Source organism: Aquabacterium sp. (assembly GCF_036273115.1).
Lineage (GTDB): Bacteria > Pseudomonadota > Gammaproteobacteria > Burkholderiales > Burkholderiaceae_C > Aquabacterium.
In genome coordinates this window covers 11,981-30,710 of sequence record NZ_DASUIN010000033.1, presented here as the reverse complement: position 1 = coordinate 30,710, position 18,730 = coordinate 11,981, and the positions used below count along the sequence as shown (strand labels likewise).

General features: G+C 60.8%; 14 protein-coding genes. 5 read left to right on the top strand and 9 right to left on the bottom strand.

Features of this window, described 5'->3' with window-relative positions:
• Nucleotides 1–45 precede the first annotated feature (45 nt).
• On the top strand, nt 46–1,200 hold the full coding sequence (locus tag VFW72_RS15330) for a response regulator (RefSeq protein WP_329675158.1): 1,155 nt from the start codon (nt 46–48) through the stop codon (nt 1,198–1,200).
• A 5-nt stretch (nt 1,201–1,205) separates the two neighbouring features.
• On the opposite strand, the gene VFW72_RS15325 is transcribed toward VFW72_RS15330, so the two are convergent.
• From VFW72_RS15325 to VFW72_RS15315, 3 genes are read right to left on the bottom strand one after another with little or no spacing between them, the layout of a single operon-like run.
• The gene (locus VFW72_RS15325) at nt 1,206–1,610 is read right to left on the bottom strand and encodes a response regulator (RefSeq protein ID WP_329675157.1); all 405 of its coding nucleotides are present in this window, start codon (nt 1,608–1,610) and stop codon (nt 1,206–1,208) included.
• The gene (locus VFW72_RS15320; RefSeq protein ID WP_329675156.1) at nt 1,607–4,957 is read right to left on the bottom strand and encodes a CHASE domain-containing protein; all 3,351 of its coding nucleotides are present in this window, start codon (nt 4,955–4,957) and stop codon (nt 1,607–1,609) included. The genes VFW72_RS15325 and VFW72_RS15320 overlap by 4 nt, the downstream gene beginning before the upstream one ends.
• A 48-nt stretch (nt 4,958–5,005) precedes the next feature.
• Nucleotides 5,006–6,574, bottom strand: coding sequence for an NAD(P)/FAD-dependent oxidoreductase (locus VFW72_RS15315; protein ID WP_329675155.1), 1,569 nt, complete (start codon nt 6,572–6,574; stop codon nt 5,006–5,008).
• A gap of 134 nt (nt 6,575–6,708) precedes the next feature.
• On the opposite strand from VFW72_RS15315, the gene VFW72_RS15310 reads away from it, so the two are divergent.
• The 4 genes from VFW72_RS15310 to VFW72_RS15295 all read left to right on the top strand — a co-directional run bounded on the left by VFW72_RS15310 (nt 6,709) and on the right by VFW72_RS15295 (nt 11,707).
• Nucleotides 6,709–7,713 carry an AraC family transcriptional regulator gene (locus tag VFW72_RS15310; RefSeq protein WP_329675154.1) on the top strand — a complete coding sequence of 335 codons (1,005 nt, stop codon included), beginning with the start codon at nt 6,709–6,711 and terminating at the stop codon, nt 7,711–7,713.
• Nucleotides 7,714–7,833: 120 nt separating this feature from the next.
• Nucleotides 7,834–9,678, top strand: coding sequence for a hypothetical protein (locus VFW72_RS15305; protein WP_329675153.1), 1,845 nt, complete (start codon nt 7,834–7,836; stop codon nt 9,676–9,678).
• 36 nt (nt 9,679–9,714) lie between these two features.
• Nucleotides 9,715–11,034, top strand: coding sequence for an Hsp70 family protein (locus tag VFW72_RS15300; RefSeq protein WP_329675152.1), 1,320 nt, complete (start codon nt 9,715–9,717; stop codon nt 11,032–11,034).
• 265 nt (nt 11,035–11,299) lie between these two features.
• Entirely contained in the window at nt 11,300–11,707 is a 408-nt protein-coding gene (locus tag VFW72_RS15295; protein WP_329675151.1) for a GreA/GreB family elongation factor, read from the top strand.
• A gap of 19 nt (nt 11,708–11,726) precedes the next feature.
• On the opposite strand, the gene VFW72_RS15290 is transcribed toward VFW72_RS15295, so the two are convergent.
• The 6 genes from VFW72_RS15290 to rpe form a co-directional block, all read right to left on the bottom strand.
• The gene (locus VFW72_RS15290; protein WP_329675150.1) at nt 11,727–12,884 is read right to left on the bottom strand and encodes a pyridoxal phosphate-dependent aminotransferase; all 1,158 of its coding nucleotides are present in this window, start codon (nt 12,882–12,884) and stop codon (nt 11,727–11,729) included.
• A gap of 73 nt (nt 12,885–12,957) precedes the next feature.
• Nucleotides 12,958–14,286, bottom strand: a complete 1,329-nt coding sequence (locus VFW72_RS15285; protein ID WP_329675149.1) for a M48 family metalloprotease — start codon at nt 14,284–14,286, stop codon at nt 12,958–12,960.
• 176 nt (nt 14,287–14,462) lie between these two features.
• Nucleotides 14,463–14,870 (bottom strand): hypothetical protein, encoded by a 408-nt coding sequence (locus VFW72_RS15280; RefSeq protein WP_329675148.1) that lies wholly within the window; start codon nt 14,868–14,870, stop codon nt 14,463–14,465.
• Entirely contained in the window at nt 14,863–16,356 is a 1,494-nt protein-coding gene (locus tag VFW72_RS15275; protein WP_329675147.1) for a CHASE2 domain-containing protein, read from the bottom strand. Before VFW72_RS15275 ends, VFW72_RS15280 begins: the two co-directional genes overlap by 8 nt.
• A gap of 148 nt (nt 16,357–16,504) precedes the next feature.
• Nucleotides 16,505–17,899, bottom strand: a complete 1,395-nt coding sequence (locus tag VFW72_RS15270; RefSeq protein ID WP_329675146.1) for a HAMP domain-containing sensor histidine kinase — start codon at nt 17,897–17,899, stop codon at nt 16,505–16,507.
• An 84-nt stretch (nt 17,900–17,983) separates the two neighbouring features.
• On the bottom strand, nt 17,984–18,667 hold the full coding sequence (gene rpe, locus VFW72_RS15265; RefSeq protein ID WP_329675145.1) for a ribulose-phosphate 3-epimerase: 684 nt from the start codon (nt 18,665–18,667) through the stop codon (nt 17,984–17,986).
• Between the last annotated feature and the right edge of the window lie 63 nt (nt 18,668–18,730).

Sequence of the window (18,730 nt, the reverse complement as noted above, 5' to 3'; positions counted from 1 at the left end):
AATCGAGGCCGAACTGGTCTGCATTCCAAACTCAAGGGATCCATCATGAGCGAACGTCCTCACATCCTGATCACCGACGATGACCCCATCATGCGGGAGATGCTCGATGCCGTGCTGTCGGACGATTTCGATGTATCGGTGGCGCCAGGTGGACAAGAGTGCCTGCAAATTGCCAATGAGCAAAAAATTGATCTGGTGCTGCTGGATGTGGACATGCCGAGCCCGAATGGCTACGAGACCTGCCACTATCTGAAAGAAGACCCCGCCACTGCGGAGATTCCGGTCATTTTCCTGTCGGCCCGCTCCTCCATCGAAGAGCGGCTGAAGGGATACGAAGCCGGCGGCGACGACTACCTGATCAAACCCTACCAGCCCGATGAACTGAAAGCCAAGATCGGGGTGGTGCTGAGCCAGGCCCTACGCCAGAAGGAACTCAGCGGCCAAGTCAACGACGTGATGGACGCGGCCATGGCCTCGGCCAATATGTATGGTGAGGTCGGTGTGGTGCTGGACTTCATGAAGCAGGCCAATCTGGCAGACAGCTATCAAGGGGTCGCGGACGCATTCTTCCAGGCGCTGACGCGCTTCGAGTTCGAGGGCTGCTTGCGCCTGATCGGACACAATGGCGTGGTCAGCACCACCGGCGCGATGCAATGCAGCGCACTGGAAGATTCGATCTTGAACCACGTGCAAAAGAGTGGCAGCACCTTGGGCTTGCAAAACCTGGGTACCAACACCGTATTCAACTATGGCAACGTGATGGTGCTGGTGCGCAACCTGCTGCCCGAAAACCACTCCCTGCACCCCAACCGCGAGGAAGCCGAGCGCCATGGCCGAGCCCGCGACAACATTGCGATGCTGGCCGAAGCCGCCGCAGCCCGCATCAAGGCCATCGACGCCGAGACGAAGGCGCTGAGTGCCGACCAACATCAACGCCTCGTCGACCTGACGCGCGACGCCTTGCTCGACCTCAACGCCGAACAACGTGTACACCGCGAAAAAATCGGCATGGTGCTGCGCGACATGGTGACCGAAATCGACGCCTTGCTGATTTCACTGGGACTGACCCAGTCTCAGGAAGACGCGCTGCTCAACACGGTGCACCACTCGATCAAGCAGACCATGGCCATTTTCGATGAGGGCGACCGCATCGAAAACCGCCTGGAGCAGGTGATCTCGAAACTCAAGGGCGAGGTCTGAGCACCTCAGGCGGGCTGAGCTTGACGTTCCAGCTCGCGTAAGCGCCAATGGGTCCGCACGCGGGCCAGCAACAAATCAGGGCAATAGGGTTTGCTGACGAGGTCACTGGCCCCGGCCTGCAGTCCAGCCAGTTCATCGGCTTCCGATGCAAAGCCGCTGATCAGCAGCACCGGCAGATCAGCGGTGTGCGCTTGGGCGCGCAAGCGACGGCATAGCGCCAGACCATCCATCCCGGGCATCTGGACATCACTCAGCACCATGGCCACGCCCGCTTCCGGGTCCTCGGCCAGCGCCAGCGCTTCTTGCGCCGAGCCAACGGCTCGCACCGGGTAGAAGTCCTCCAACAGCGACTCCAGCAACACCAGGTTGATCGGCTCATCGTCAACGATGAGGACACAAGCTTGACTCATCCCGCAGACCTTTCCGGGCTTCCCGAGGAAGCCGATTGCCATTCTTTCAGTCGCTCAGCCAGCACAATCATGATCCTGGCCAGACCATCGGCCAGAACCTGAGCCCGCTCAGCCGCATCGGGCGCATGCTGGCGTGCGGCCAACTCAGTCTCTGCAGCCCAGGCCCGCAGGGCATCCGCTCGGATGTTGCCCGCCACGCCCTTGAGGCTGTGAGCAACAAAGACCAAGGTGTCCCAATCGAGTTCGGCCGCTGCCTCACGCAAACGCGAAGGCGTGGTCTGATTGTGCTGCAACACCGACTCGACCGCACGCTGCAGGAGGCCTGGCTTGCGTCCGTACAACTTGACCAAACCATCCCAGTCGAGCTGATCCAGATCCTGCCCTGGCGGTGGCAACTCGGGGACCGCCTGCGCTTGCTGCATGCGCGCAGCAGCAGCTTCCACGCCAGCGCGACTGACCCCACCGCAACGCGCTGCAATGGTGCGGATCAGTACGGCTTCGTCAATCGGTTTGCTGATGTGATCGACCATCCCAGCCTCCAGGCAACGATCGCGTTCTTGTTTGAATGCGTGAGCCGTCATGGCCATCACCGGCAGATTCGGTGCAATGTGACGCAGATGTTCGGCGGCGGTGATGCCATCCATCACAGGCATCTGAATGTCCATCAACACCACATCGAATCCGGCTTCGCCGCGCGCTTGCACCATGTCCAGGGCTTGAAGTCCATCTTCGGCCATGGCGACTTCCGCACCCCAATGCTCGAGCATGTCTTCCAGGATGAGACGGTTCACTTCGACATCGTCGACGATCAACACGCGCACCCCGCGCAGAGGTTGTCCTGTCAACTGAGGCGACTCGCTCACGGCCTGGGCCTCGGCTTCCACCAATGGCAAGGTCAGGATGAAGGTCGAGCCGATGCCCTGCTGGCTGCGAACCGTCAAAGCGCCCCCCAGCAAACGCGCGAGATTGGCGCTGATGCTCAAGCCCAGACCGGTGCCCCCGAACTGTCGGGTGGTGGACTTGTCGGCCTGCTCGAATGGTTTGAACACGCGCTCGACCTGCTCGGCGCTCATGCCCAGCCCGCTGTCGGACACGGCCAGGCGCAGCTGGCCTTCCACCACCTCAACCAGCAAATGGACGTGTCCCTGCTGAGTGAACTTGACCGCATTGGACAGCAGGTTGACCAGAATCTGCTCCAGCCGCATGGCGTCCGTCATGACCCACTCGGGAACGGCATCGGCCAGGGCGCACACCAGGTCCAGCCGCTTGGCGCTGGCTTTGTCTCGCACCATATCCAGAGCAGCATGCACGACCGCTCGCAGTCGTGTCGGACGCGCGTCGATTTCGAACTTGCCTGATTCGACCTTGGAAAAATCGAGGATGTCGTTGACCACGCCCAGCAAGTGCTGGCCGGCGTCGCGAATGCGTTTGAACAGCACGGCGCTGGCCGCATCCGGATGGTCGCGCAGGCCGATCTGGGCGCACCCCAGCACGGCGTTGAGCGGGGTGCGAATTTCGTGGCTCATATTGGCCAAAAACTGCGTCTTGGCCCGGCTGGCCGCTTCGGCTTCGGCCCGGGCCTGCATGGCGGCCTGGGCCTCATGGCGCTCGGTCACATCCTGCATGACGAGCGCGAACTGAAGTGTGGCAGGCCGGTACACCACGATGTCCAGCCAGCGGCCAAAGGTGTGAGAGCGGCGCTCGAACTGCACATTGCCCCGGCCCAGGGCCACACGCCCGAACTGCTTGAGCCACAGCTCCATCTCCTCGGCGTCGATCAGCGCCAGATCGCGGATGGTTCGACCCAGCAAGGCCTTGGCGGGCCAGCCGGTGATGCGCTCGAATGCCTCATTGACCGCCAGGAAGCGGAAATCGATGACCCGGCCGGCATCGTTGAGGATCACCTCATTGAGCGCAAAGCCCGACTGCAGGTTTTCAAACAGACCGCGATAGCGTTGCTCGCGGTCCTTCAGGCGCGACTCCAGCAAATGCCGCTCGGTCATATCGCGGCCCACCAGGTGCACCTGCAAATCAGCGTCGCTGGCCGATTCCTGCAGGGTGCAAGTCCAGGCCACCCAATGCTCGCGCCCCCGGCCGTCGAGCATGCGATGCTCGGTCAGGCCTTCCACTCGGCGCTCCAGCAGCAAAGCCACGTGTTCGCGCAGCAGGTCAGCCTCGGTGGCCCAGATCAGGTCGTAGAAACAACGCCCGATGAGATCTTCTGCGGGCTGCCCCAGAAAGCGCGCCGCAGCAGGGTTCACGTACCGCAAGGAGCCATCCAGTCCAATCACGGCGATGAGGTCGCTTTGTGCCTCCACCAGCTGCTTGTACTTGGCCTCGCTCGCTCCCAGCGCCCGCGTCGACTTCTGAACCAGCCGCAGAGCATGGGCGCGGTGTCCGATCAGAAAGCCCAGCAGCACCACGCCAGCGCAAGTCACCAGACCGCCCAGCACCAGATACAGACGTGAAGGCCGCCTCAGGTTGGCGGCCTCCCACTGCGGCAGACTTTGAAAGCGCAGGGTCCACTCACGCTGCCCCACCAACACGGTACGCAAAACCTGAACGGCTGGCTTGTGCAAGGCTGGATCCGTCGGGCGCCGAACCGCGTGAAGCAAGGCCTCCTCACGCACCTCACGCCCATCGAACACCTCGAAAACCAAATCCGGCACGTGCTGCTCCACGGCCTCCATGAACTCCTGGAACAGATAAGGGCTGTACACCCAGCCCTGAATGGCCTGCCGTCGCTGCTCCAACGTGTCAGTGGGCACCCGCAAACGGTACACGGGCACATACAGCACACTGGCAGGCCGATGCTGGTAGGCCTCGTTGGACACGAGAGTCAGCCCCGCCGACATGACCGCTTGCCCCGTGTCGCGCGCCTGTATCAGCGCACGCTGACGAACCGGTTCAGACATCAAGTCGTACGAGAGGGCCGGACGCGTGGCGTCGTCCAGGGGCACCATGAGAGTGACCGAGGCCACCCGCTCGTTTTGCCACTGTGCATACCCCAGCGCCCGAATACCAGGATAGGTTTCAGATAGACGCACGGCCTGGGCAAACTCGCGCCACCCTTCCTGGTCCAGATCCGGGTTGCGCTGCAGCAAGGCCGCCGCCGAATGCAGCAGTTGCTCGTGCGCCTGCATGCGCACCAGCAATTCCTCCACTGCTTCGTCCACCTCGCGATTCAGGGCACTCTCAATCGCCTGGACCTCCAGATCACTGGAGTGCCTGTAGGCGCTCCAGGTAACCATGCCCCCAACGACGGCCATGACCATACAAACCACCCACCCCCAACCGGGTAGGGTGCGCACCATTCGGCGCAGCAGGGTGGAGAGGGCAAGGAACATCCGTGACGTCAGCGTGAAAAGTCTCCACGGGTTCTCGTCACGGACGGATCAAACTTGAGCGCTTCCCAGTGCCTCACTCAGATCCATCGGGGCCGAACGGGCGTTTGACTGACATTTCACCCACTCGTAATCCGACACGTTCACCTGGCGGGTTTCCAGCCAATAGCGCCAGGTTGATTTGGGCCAGATCGCAAAGTTGATGCCGTCTGCCGTCTGGTACCAGCTGCGACAGCCCGAGCTCCAGACCGTGCCTTTCAAGTGCTCGGTCACATCGGCCAGGAAGCGGGCCTGCGCCTCAGGCTTGACGTCGAGGAAATCGGCCCCCTGACGCTTGAGCGTCTTCAGGCATTCGATGATGTAGTCCACCTGCGCCTCGATCATGAAAATGATCGAGTTATGGCCCAAGCCTGTGTGCGGCCCCACCAGTTGGTACATGTTCGGGTAGTGGGCGGTAGTGATGCCCAGATACGACGTCGGGCTGGTTTTCCAGTCTTCGGCCAGGTTATGGCCCTTGCGGCCCTTGAGCTCGAAGCTCTTCATGTAGATACGCGGGTCGGTCACAAAGCCCGTGCCAAGGATGATGCAGTCCACCTTGCGGGTCTTGCCATCTTTCGTGACGATGCCGTCGGCGGTGATCTCGCGCAGGTCATCGGTCACCAGCTCCACATTCGCCCGATTGAAGGTGGGGAACCACTTGTTCGAAATCAGGATGCGCTTGCAGCCCAGGGTGTAGTCAGGCGTGAGCTTCTTGACCAGTTCCGGGTCCTTCACCTGCCAGGCGATGAACTTTTTCAGGAAGAACTCGCCCACCTTGGCCAGCTTGGGATTGAAGATCGGCCAGACGCGCGACTCGTTGGTCCAGTAGCAGCGCCAGCGGTGCAGGGTGCGCGTCACGGGCAGAGCACGGAACAACCACTTGCGAAACGCCGAGTAGTGACGCTCATCGCGCGGAATGACCCAGGCTGCGGTGCGCTGGAACACATGCAACTGCTTCACCTTGGGCGCGATTTCCGGCACGTACTGAATGGCGCTGCCACCTGTGCCGATCGACGCCACCGTCTTGCCCGCGAGGTCGTAATCATGATCCCACTGGGCGGAGTGCATGACCTTGCCCTGGAAGTCTTTCAAGCCCTTGATGTTCGGAATAGACGGCACATGCAAGGGACCGGAAGCCAGCACCCAGTGGCGCGCCATCAAGGTGTCGCCCGAAGCGGTCTTGATCACCCAGCGGCCATTGGCTTCGTTGAAGACGGCACTGACCACCTCCTGACCGAACCGGATGTAGGGGCGCAAGCCATATTGCTCGGTCACCTTCAGGATGTACTGCTGGATTTCCGACCAGGGTGCGTAACGCTTGGTCCAGTCAGGCTGGGTGGCAAACGAATAGGAATACATGTGCGACTGCACATCGCACGCCGCACCGGGGTAGGTGTTGTCCCGCCAGGTGCCGCCCACATCGTGGGCTTTTTCCAGCACCACAAAATCCTGAATGCCGGCCTCCAGCAGCTTGATGGCCATGCACAGCCCGCCGAAGCCCGCTCCGGCAATGGCCACTTCCACTTCGCGTACTGAGGGCGCTGAAGGCGCTGACGCGCCTGCCTTGGTTTCCTGATTCATCCGCACACCTTGTTGTTTGAATAGAGAGTTGTCTCCAGGGGTATGGGGAATGTTGCCGGCCCAAGATTCAGGCGACCATGCTAGATTCGACCAAAAATTGATTTTTTCGGCCAAACCCTTGATCTGATTCAACCATGAGCACCCGTTCCATCCTCGGACTGATCTACATGGTTCAGGGTTTACAGCAGTTGGGCGAAGATCCCGCCCCGGTTCTGGCGCGCCATGGGCTGGCCATCGACAAGCTGGACCCAGGCACCCGAATCAGCCGTTCGCTGGAGCAGCGGTTCTACACCGACATGGCCGAGCACCTGCGCGACCCCATGGTCGGGCTGAGGCTGGGCGGGTTCTACGGCCTGGCAGGTTACGGCCCCCTGACCATGCTTCTGATGACCTGTTCGACCGCCCTGGAGGCCTTCCAGTTGGGCCAGCGCTATCAGGACCTCACCTACCTGTACGGGAAACTGCAACTGGAACACGGCCCCGAACTCAGCGCCCTGACGCTGACCCCCATGCCCATGCCCGCCAAGGCCTTCCGCTTTCGGGTCGACGGTGAAATTTCCGGCACCTTCAAGATGCTGCGCGACATGCAGGCCGCGATGGGACTGGACATGCGACCCGAGCGCATCGACATGCCTTACGCCCGCCCGGAACAGGCCGCCGCCTACGAGGCCTATTTCGGCTGCCCCGTGCGGTTCGGCGAAACGCAGGGCCGCTTCTGGCTGCGCAATGAAGTGCTGCAACTGCGCCTGCCCACAGCTGACCCCACGGCCCACGCCATGTACCGACAGTTGTGCGACCAGCAGCTGATTGCGCAACAGCAGGCCGACAGTCGTCTGAGCGACCAGGTGCTCAGCCACCTGAACCTGTTTCAGGAGCACACCCCCAGCGTGAATGACGTGGCCCAGGCCTTTGGCATGTCAGAACGCAGTTTTCGCCGCACATTGAGCGAAGAAGGCAGCAGTTACCGCGACTTGCTGGCCCAGGCCCGCCACCAGAAAGCGCAGCACCTGTTGCGCCACACCTCGCTGCCCATTGAGGACGTTGCACAGCAGTTGGGCTACGCCGAAGCAGCGGCCTTCATTCATGCCTTTCGACGCTGGGCGGGCATGACTCCTTCCGCCTTTCGAAAAACTTTGTAAGGCACCGCCCCCCGAATGCGGGGCAAACCGCCTCATGTTGGGGGCGACCCGTACACACTGACCCTAGCCCCCTGGGCACAATGGCCGCCAATCTGTGAAAAAGTGAACGGGAATCCGAACATGAAACGCGCCTCATCCCGCCTGGGCAGCCAGGCCCTGACCCTCAGCCTCCTGAGCAGCATGGTGCTGCTCGCTGCCTGTGGCGGCGGTGGGAAGGACACGCCCGCTGCCGCCGCGCCAGCAGCCGTCCCTTCGGGCCCCGTTGAAACGCCGAAAGTGCCCGACCCCACGATCAGTGATCTGACCGCGGCCGACGAGCCTTACATCGTGGCGGTCAGCAGCATCGAACACGACCAATCCGTTGATCCAACCGCTCCGGCGTACCAAATCAACATCCTGGACGGCAAAACACAGACCGTTCTGCACAAGATCTCGTTTGACAAATCCCCCGCTCAAAAGTGGCTCACCGTCAACAAGGTTGTGCGCGAGTTCAAGGCTCTGGCCGACCCAGACAAGGCCAACACGAATCTACCCGGCACCTTCGTGGTCGAAACCGATAAGGGCCCCACACACCTTTATTACATTGACGCCAAGGTCGTGCGTCACCTTGATCTCAGCCGTCAAGCGGTTGACAAGCCCGTCTTCACCTCGAACCCAGTGTCCAGCCTGACCGAAGCATGTCAGCTGGCCGAGTCTTATCCACTGAAACTGGACGGCTCGTCATCTGCGCTGGTGGTCATCACAGCCGGGCCAGACAAAGACTGCGACACAGCAGCAGATAACGCCCGAGTCGTGATCACCTCCGACGACGGCACCAATGTCGATCCCCGCACACCCACGCTGCCCGACGCCAAGCTGATCAAGCGCATTTACAACGCTGGCACCCTGTCTGGCGTACTGGTACAGGAAGCCATTCCGAAGTCGGTTCGCAGCCAGTTGAGCATGCTCTCCCCCACGCTCGACACGGTCCTGCGCTCGCCGCTGGAGTTGCCAACCGGTGACACCAACGTTCCCATCATCACCAACTTCCTGAGCACCAGCCCGCTGGGCGCCGAGTGGCTGGCCGATGCACCGAACAAGGATTCGGGCGAGGGCTACCTGCGCTTGCAAGGCTCGACCAAATCGCAAGTGTTCAAGCTGGTCTGGGACGCAGATCTGAAAACCGCCACCCTGACACTTGAACAGACTTTCTCGGGCACTCAAGCCAGCGTCAAGAGCATCAACGATGGCGCTTACACCTACTTCGCGTTCAACAACATTGCCTACCGTGGCCCCGTCGCTGGTGCGGCCAAGCCGTTTGAACTGATCTACAACCTCGGCAGCCTGGGCCTTGAAAGCCTGTCGGCAGGGCTGACGCCTCGCTATCAAACCAAGACCCATGTGGTCTACACGCAAGGCGAACCCACCATCACCTCCGGTTGGGCTGTGCCCAAGACCCCTGGCGCGGTCTACAAGCTGTTCCAAAGCTCGCCTCAGCGTGGCGCCCCGATTCAGGTCGTCGGCCAACGCGGCAACACTCTGGTTGTGCTGGGCAAAGACAGTTTCGACAACCTGGGGATGGGCGTGGCCACCATCAATATTGGCAGCGCTGATGGTGAAAACCTGACCTTCGCCCAAGTTCACAACATCGAACTCATCGCCCCCGCCTGGACGCCAACCCGCATCAATGGCCAAGCCGGTGTCGACACCCTGGTTGTCCGCGCCAAGGGTGGCGGAGCCTACAGCACCGTTGACCTGAACAGCATGAAGTTCGGCATCAGCCTGGGCGAAGTCGATGCAGACCTGGCCGACAGCGTGACGGTGACCGCCAACCAAAGCGGCCTGGCTTCGATGAACAACAAGTTCGACGTGACCATGGAGTTGTTCGGCAAGGTGGTGACTCGCAAAGATCCATGGTTGTTCAACCTCGGCGTGAAAGATTCGCTGAAGAAGATCGACACCTGGGCGGAAGAAGCCGCGCAATAACTCAGCCCCGCCGCAACTTTGCGGCACACTGGCGCGATGACTTACTGCGCCATTGACTTCGGGACGTCCAATTCGGCCGTCGCCATCTCAACCGCCGCCGGCATGAAGCTGGTGCCCCTGGAAGGGGCCCACCTCACCATGCCGACGGCGGTTTTTTACTGCACCGACCGCGACGATCTGCCTCCCGGTGCTGAACCCGCACCCGCTCAAACCGAGCCACCGCTGCCTCGGGTGTTCGGCCGCGCCGCCGTCCAGGCTTACATGGACGGATATGGCGGCCGCCTGATGCGCTCCATGAAGAGCATTCTGGGCAGCCCTCTGGTGGAGCAGACCACCGAAGTGGGTGAGGGTTATGGCGTGCCCTACCTCGACATCATCACCACCTACTTGCGCCATGTGAGGGAACACGCCCAGGTCGCATCGGGCCAGGCCCTGACACAAGTGGTGCTGGGCCGGCCGGTCTATTTCGTAGACGAAGATCCGGAGCGCGACGCCCAAGCCGAAGCCTCGTTGCGCGCGGCCGCACAGGCGGTTGGCTTCGAGTCGATCCATTTCCAGTTCGAGCCCATCGCTGCGGCGTTCGACTACGAACAGCAAGTACAACAGGAACAGCGGGTGCTGGTGGCCGACATTGGCGGCGGCACGTCTGACTTTTCGGTGGTGCGCGTGGGCCCCGAGCGCATGAAGCGACTGGATCGACGCGACGACATCCTCAGCCACCACGGCATTCACATTGCCGGCACCGACTTCGACCGCCACGTGTCGCTCAACAGCGTCATGCCCGTGTTGGGCTATGGCGCCTTCGGCCCCAGTGTGGGCGGCGCCGAGCCTCGCCCTGTGCCCAGCCGCGTGTACTTCGATCTGTCGACCTGGCATTTGATCAACACCGTCTACCAGCCTGCCCGCGTGGCGGAACTCAAGAGCATGGCCGGCTTTTACGGCAACCCCGTGCACCACACCCGCCTGATGCGGGTGATTCATGACCGCCTGGGCCACAACCTGATCAGCCGCGCCGAACAAGCCAAGATCGATGTGGCCACCACAGGCCTGGCGACGCTGGATCTGGGCCTGGTCGAACGAGGCCTGAATGCCAGCTTGAAGCATGACGAAGCAGCCAAGGCCTTGGAAGCCGATCTTCACCGCATTGTCGACAGTGCTCGCGAGACCGTACAACGCGCCGGCTTGAAGCCCCAGGACATTGACGCGCTGTATTTCACGGGCGGTTCCACCGGCCTGGGTCTGCTGACTGATCAACTGGAGGCTGCCTTCCCGGAGGCCAAGGCCGTGCGCGGTGACCGCCTCGCCAGCGTGGCCACAGGCCTGGGGTTGCACGCTCAACGCTTGTTTCAGGGCTGAGGGTTGCCCCGGCAACACCTTGCTGCCTACAATGCGCCCATGACGTTTGCCTCGCACCCCCACCACGCAGCCGCAGTCGCGGCCCAGCTCCTCGTGAGCCGGGTGGGCGTGTGTTCGCGCGAGGACGGATTCCGCCGGGTCGTTGCCGCACATTCCTGAGCCCGGCGACCATCTCTCACCCTTCTTTGCGCAACTTGGTCCCCGGGCAACGCCCCGCGCGAGACTCCAGCCCTGTCCGACCGACATGGCGCCGCAAAGGAATGGCATGCATCCCACCTCTTCTCGCATGGTCACAACCGTGGACCATCAACGCCTGTTCGACCTCATCGACCGACTGCCCGATTCAAGCTCCGGCATTCAGGCCACGCTGACTGACGTGCTCGATTTTGCGCACGTGATCCCGTCACGACTCATCGAGCCCAATGTGGTGACCATGCGGTCTCAGATCCGTCTTCTGGCGGGACCTGAGCACACGCCACTGGACCTCACCCTGAGCTACCCCGGCGACACGCAAGTCCATGCGCTGTCGATCCTGTCACCGCTGGGTGCCTCCGTGATCGGATCGCGAGTGGGCGATGAAATCTGCTGGCAGGGCTTGGACGGGCGCGTCCGGCGTGCGGTACTGAGCGCCGTGCCGTTTCAACCGGAAGCGGCGGGGCTGTTCCACCTCTGACCCATGGCAGAAGACAAACTCACAGCTTGACCAGCCGCTCCAGCGCCTGCTGCAAGGTCGTGGCCGACTTGGCGAAACAGAAGCGAATCACACCAAAGTCGTCCCCGCCCTTGTAGAAGGCCGACACCGGAATGGCGGCCACGCCGTGTTCACGCGTGAGGCGCTCCACAAAAGGTCGGTCGCCTTCGTCTGAAATGGCACCGTACTTCACGCACTGAAAATAAGTGCCCTGACAAGGCAGCAGCTCAAAGCGAGATGAGGCCAGCGCCTGACGGAAGATGTCGCGCTTGCCTTGGTACAAAGCTTTGAGTTGCTCGTACCAGCCGGGGCGACGCATGAAGTCCGCCAAGGCGTATTGCGATGGCGCGTGCACCGTGAACACCAGAAACTGGTGCACCTTGCGGAACTCGGCCATCAGCTCGCGCGGGGCCAGGCAGTAGGCCACCTTCCAGCCGGTGATGTGATAGGTCTTGCCAAAGCTGGACACCACAAACGCCCGCTCGGCCAAACCACTGTAGCGGGTCACGCTTTCATGGCGCGCCTGGTCGAATACCATGTGCTCGTAGACCTCGTCGCTCAAAAGCACGATGTCGGTGTCACGCACCAGTGCCTCCAGTTGGCGCATGTCATCGGCGGTCCACACCGTTCCCGTCGGGTTGTGGGGGGTGTTCAAGATGATCATGCGGGTGCGCGGATTGATGAGCCGGGCCACCTCGGCCCAGTCTGGCCGATAGTCGGGCAAGCTCAGCCGCGCATACACCGGGGTGCCGCCATTGAGTTCGATGGCCGGGGCATAACTGTCATAGACCGGCTCGAACACGATGACCTCGTCGCCCGGGCGCACCAGGGCCGTGATGGCGGTGTACAGCGCCTGGGTCGCCCCCGCGGTGACCGTGATTTCGGTGTCCGGGTCATACGCCAGACCGTAGAGCGACTGCACCTTTTCCGCAATGGCCTCGCGCAGCACCGGCACCCCGGCCATGGGGGCGTACTGGTTGTGGCCGGCTCGGGCGTACTGGTCGAGCAGCGCCAGCAGGTCGGCCGGCGCATCGAAATCTGGGAAACCCTGCGACAGATTGATCGCGCCGTGTTGCTGCGCCAAGGCCGACATCACGGTGAAGATGGTCGTGCCGACTTGGGGCAGGCGGGAGGAGAGCGTGTGCGCGTAACTTGGCATGCTTGGAAATATATCGTCCGGTAAAAAATTGAGCGCCACCCGTTATGCAAACCGGATCCGTTGCAAGCAAGCGCTAGCCTCCAAACTTCCTTGAGAGCTTATCCGCCATTTCCCGCTCCATCTTCTCTTTCTTATCGGCTTTTGCTCTCCTCTGCTCATCAGTCATCACCGCCACCTCGCACGCATCGGCCTCATCGGGCGCGAACAACTGACATCGCGCCCCCAATTCGATCTTTTTAGCCTGAATGCGCAAGGAATCCATGCCTAGCGCGGGCCCTTGGCTATCAGTCTGCAAGACCTCTTCGCATCGCCGATAGAAAGAAAGCGCCAAAGCCAATCCATAGTCGGGATAATCGTACCGATCCAGGGCCTGACTCATCAAGTCAATGGCAGCCGAATACTGACGAGTCTCGCGCAAGCCATCAGCCAGCAAAACGTAGGTATAAAAAGGCGCGTCTGGTCGCTTGGCAACACGCTCAAGCAACGCAACCTGAGCTTGCCCACCGGCGCACACCCCGACAGCAGAAGCGAATGCAAGAGTCCCCGTTTTGGCGTTCACACCCAAGGTCTTGAGTGTCCTACAAGAACCCTGCCCAAGGGGGCGCCCTTCGGGTAACGTTCGCGCCAACTCTGAAACCAATTTGGCTTCTGCCAAGAAGTCCTTGAACAAGGGCTTGGCTCGAATCACTTGCCATCCGTCTTGTCCGACTTGTGCGCGAGGCGGCGCCTTTGGCTGAGCATTCAAAACCGCCTGGATCGCGTCAAGCCTTTGCTCTGCTGTCGGATGATCATCGTCAGCACGAATGGCGGGTTTTGCTTCGTCGGCGGGCTGTCCACGATTGGACTCTTGTTTCGCAGTGCTTGCCTCCAATGCCCGGATGCGCCCCAGGAATCGCTTGGTGCTGGCAGCATGCCCGAACCCCATACCGCGCATGACGTTCAAGGCAAACGTGTCAGCATCAAGCTCCTGGGTTCGCGACCATGCTGGTCGCAAGCGGTTCATCCACACCTCTTGGGCGGCCTGCACCCCCAAGCCGTTGAACACATTCAACTCCTGGCGCCCAACACGGACTCGCACCACATTGACCGCGCCAGACATGACCCGGCTGAGCGCACGCTGCCCCCCATCCAGATGCTTGAGCATGACATGCCCATACTCATGGGCGAGCCATGCAGCCAACTCGGGCTCGGAATCGATGTCGTTCAACACGCCAAGGGGGATATGAATGATGCCGTATTTGTCGGTCACCACGTTGTAGCTGGCATCCGCCATGACAGCCACTCTGACTGGCAACGGCGGCTGGGGTGCCGCGGCTTGGACACGACGCAATAGCTGATCCAGGTACGGCTGAACCTGGGGTATTTCAACCACCCCAGGGAAGGCACCTCGCAGTCGCTTCATCCCCACATCAATATCGGAGGACTTGTCTGGCATATCAAGCAGCGACACCGAAGGTCGCTGCTGAGGCGCCTCGTTCGCGACAGATGTCTGAGCACCGCCCCCCGCCGCACCACGGGGGGGATAAGCGGCGCACCCAGCAACCACCAACGCGACAAGGATAGCCCACAAGACACGACTCATTTACAACCTCCGGTGGCCCCCTTCGTGCTCCCCACGGGCTTGGGCGGGACATCCGATTTATGGCATTCAAAAGACACTGCCTGATCCAAGTTGACTTCGTTGGCATCGAGCCAGACTTCTCGCTGGCCCAGGCGCACCTTCAGAAAATCGCCCTTCTTGGCCAATACCGGCAAGGGAAATCCAACCGAACCCACATCGACCGAGCGGGGTACCTCGTTGTCGACCGGCTTGGCATACACAGAGAGAGCGCCGACGCCTTTGACTGGACCGCTGATTTTCTCGGCAGCCAATACATGCTCTGGAATGAACAGCGAGAGCACCGCAGACGCAGCAAACACCCACATCTTCTTAGACATCAAGAACCCTTTCTGTTGTCCGCGCCGAATCCTGCGAACTTCAATCATTACCTTTGTGTTTATCTGGCGAACTGAACACCTCGCCAACCAGCACAAAACCCAACAGAGAGGCATATCCGATCACCGAGACATGGAGGACCGCCTCCACGCCCATGATCAAAATGAATGCCAATACAAGTCCTAGCCAGAACTTGCCCAGTTTCTCGCAAGATGACAGAGATTCGTCTAACAGGTAACGAACGAAGGTTTTCCTTGTTGAAAAGCTATCGTCATGACTATCTGACGGTGGATTCTGCGAGTTGTTAGAGGTGGAGTTCGCGCTCGATGCTTGCTTCTTGTTCTGTGGCCAAAACACCTGAATCAAGGTGACCACACATTGCACAAGGAGCGCAAGAACAAACATCACAAAAATTTTCAACCCCCACTCTGCGAAATGGCTCGGCCAACGCCATGAAAGAGTTGGCCGTCGCCACGCATCGCCATGCTGGGCGAGGTTGTCTGCAGCCTGAGCATGCAGATACACCCCGGGGATGCGACCATGCAAGGGGGAGGTGATGTGATCGTTGGGATCAAATGACACCCCGTACAGAACCACCCGATTGGTCAGCGCATCAAACACCTCCTGCCTCTGAGCCTCGCTGCGAGGGGCTGTGAGCCAATCCACAATGACGCTGGCATGACGGGGGCAGTAGGGCAGTTCATACGAACCCCACCTGCCAATTTGAGGCAGCAAGGTCACATCGGCCCAGTCAGATTCACGACAGTAGTGAACTTCGCCTGGCGACTCATCTTTGCCTTCGGCTCGCCAAAGTGGCCCGTTATCGGGGGCGCCTGCCGTCCACGTCAAACCCATCTGACTGTGATGTTCAATCTGAATAAGCCGGCCTCGCATGACTTCAGCCATGGCCAACCCAGCGCTCCGGATTGTCGTGTCACCTAGATCAGTTTTCAGCGGATAGGTCCACACCAATTGATCGCTGGACACCTCATAGCCCACCCCGACCTTCTCGAAGCATGGCTGTTGGTCAGACGTCCTCAAGGCCTCAAGCTCAGGCCTGAGTTTGCCCCCCAAACTTTCGCTACCAGCTGCCATGAACACAGGAATGCCGTCGGCTTTGTAGCGGCACAGTGATTCGAGTAGCCTCGGCAGGCTCGGGTCAGCGCGATCCGATTCGAACTGAATGTCGACAAACAACGCCTTCGGTTTCTGTCGCCGGATTTGCTCCAGGACTCGAGCGTGGTGCCCATAACTGAAAGGCCAACCTTCCTCAGCATGGCGTGCACTGGCGGCATCAATGTCAACGATCACGAACCGATCACTGACGCGATCTGACTCAGAGACAGAAAAATCATTCACATACGCAGCAACCGGGGCAAAGACTTTGGCCGCCAACTGCGTCAGCGCCTTATCCACCTGAGTCTCATCGGCAAGAAATGAGAACAGCGCAGCGACCAAGGCAACAATCAGCGCCTTCGCAATAGGTTCCTTGAGCTTCGCCAAAAATCTGACGAGCCCATCATCGAAATACTTCATCTTTTTTGGATCAAGGAACCGAGGCGTCCACATCTCAGCCTCGGCACATGCCAGTATCAGCCCAAAGATACTTCCGCTCACAGGTTTAGTCAGCTAAACCTTACGAAAATGTCAGGGCTGCGTCGACCACTCCGCTCGGTGCAGACCTTCAGGCTGTGACCGAATGGCCCGTCTGAGTTTGCAAAGTGAAATAGAACTGCGCACCTTCACCGGGTGCGGCTTGCACCCAGATGCGCCCCTGGTGCCGATCGACCACCCGCTTGACGATGCTGAGACCCACACCGTGGCCTTGGAAATGGGCGCCATGGACACGCCGGAAGGGCTGAAACAGCTGCTCGATCTGGTCCTGACTGAGGCCCACACCGTTGTCGCTCACGAAGAGAACGCACTCGCCCTGGCGGAGTTCGGCCCCCACTTCGACGTGAGGCGTGCTTCGATCGGCACTGAACTTGAGCGCATTGCCAATCAAGTTGATCAGCAACTGCCGGAGGAGATCGGGATCGGCCTCCAGGGTCGGCAGATCAGGCTGCACGCGCACGACCGACCAGGCTGGGTTCAGGATCATCATGTCGCTCAACAGCTGTTGCAACAGTTGATTGAGGTCGATGGTCTGACGATGCAAAGGCGCTTCGCCAACTTGAGCCAACACAAGCAAGGCCGACACCAACTCGGTCGAGGCTTGGGCTTGACGAGAAATCGCTGGCAATACGCGAGCGACCGCGTCCAGGTCATGCTGTTCCAAGGCCGTTTGGGCCAGGTTGGCCAGGCTGCCAATGCCTCCCAGAGGCCCGCGCAAATCGTGTGACACGCTGCGATTGAAACTCTCGAGGGCCGAGACCAGGCGCTGCAGTTCATCGGTGCGCTCAATCACGCGGCGTTCAAGCGACTCGTTGAGGAGCTTGAGGCTTTCCTCGGCCGCGAGGCGACCTTGCAGTTCGCTGGCGATCTGCCTGTGGGCACGCAACACACCGGTGGTGAGAATGGTCATGCCTGTGATCGCCAGCATGGTCACGGCCAGATACGGCAACAACCAGGGCTCGATGCCACCCAACCTGGCCGAGATCACGGCCACGGGAAACGCCAGCAGCACCAGGACGACCACGCCATGGGCCGAATGGGCCTCCTGACGCCGTGCCCACCACGCCATGGCCGCCCAAACCAGGATGTAAGCGGCATACATCGGCATGGCCACGGCCACAGGCAAGCCCTTGGTCAGAATGACCACGGCGGTGGCCGCAGCGACCGCCAGTGCCACCGGTTTGATGAGACGAGCCCAGCGATCGGGCAAGCCCGTGTACGACGCCATGGCCCAAGTCATGCACACCGCGTGAGGGCAGATGAAAACCGCCGCAACCCAGGGCGACTGCCCCGGCACCAGGGAAATGAGAGGGTGAAGCAGAAAGCGAATCGCCACCAGCGCGAAGGCGGCTGAAAACCAACCGGCCCAATGCAAACGCTGAAACCGCCAGACAAACCCGTACAACAGAGCCAAGGCGCCGGTAAGCAATGAAGCGATTGCCGCGTATCCGCCTTGGTCCGCCATGCGCCGTATCGGGCCGCAGCCCGGGTTGATGAATTCGACTTATGGTAGCGGAAGGTGTGCCGATCCACCCCCTAGGACATTACCTCAACGAGCCAGTTCGGCGCGCATGGCATCCACCACGGCTTTGTAGTTCGGTTGGCCAAAGATGGCGCTGCCTGCCACGAAAGTATCGGCCCCGGCATCGGCCACGCGGCGGATGTTGTCGACCTTGATGCCGCCGTCGATTTCCAGGCGAATGTCGCGGCCAGACGCATCGATGATCTTGCGCACCTTTTCGGCCTTGCGCAGGGTGCTGTCAATGAAGCTCTGGCCACCAAAACCAGGGTTCACGCTCATCAGCAAGACCACGTCGACCTTGTCGATGACCCATTCCAGCACATCGACCGGCGAGGCGGGGTTGAACACCAGGCCAGCCTGGATGCCTTCGGCCTTGATGAGCTGCAGGGTACGGTCCACGTGAGTGGAGGCATCGGGGTGGAAGGTGATGATGTCGGCACCCGACTTGGCAAAGGCCTGAGCCAGGCTGTCGACGGGCTGCACCATCAGGTGTACGTCGATGGGCACGGGGGTGCCGTCGGCTTTGACCGCATGCTTGCGCAGAGCCTGGCACACCATGGGCCCGAAGGTCAGATTGGGCACGTAATGGTTGTCCATCACGTCGAAGTGAATCCAGTCGGCACCGGCATCGATCACGTTGCGAACTTCTTCGCCCAGGCGGGCAAAATCGGCAGACAGGATGCTGGGGGCAATGCGGAAGGTACGCGACATGTCGGATCCTTTATGAGGGGCTCGCAGAAGGGAACAGACGCCCATTCTACGAAGCCCTGTCAT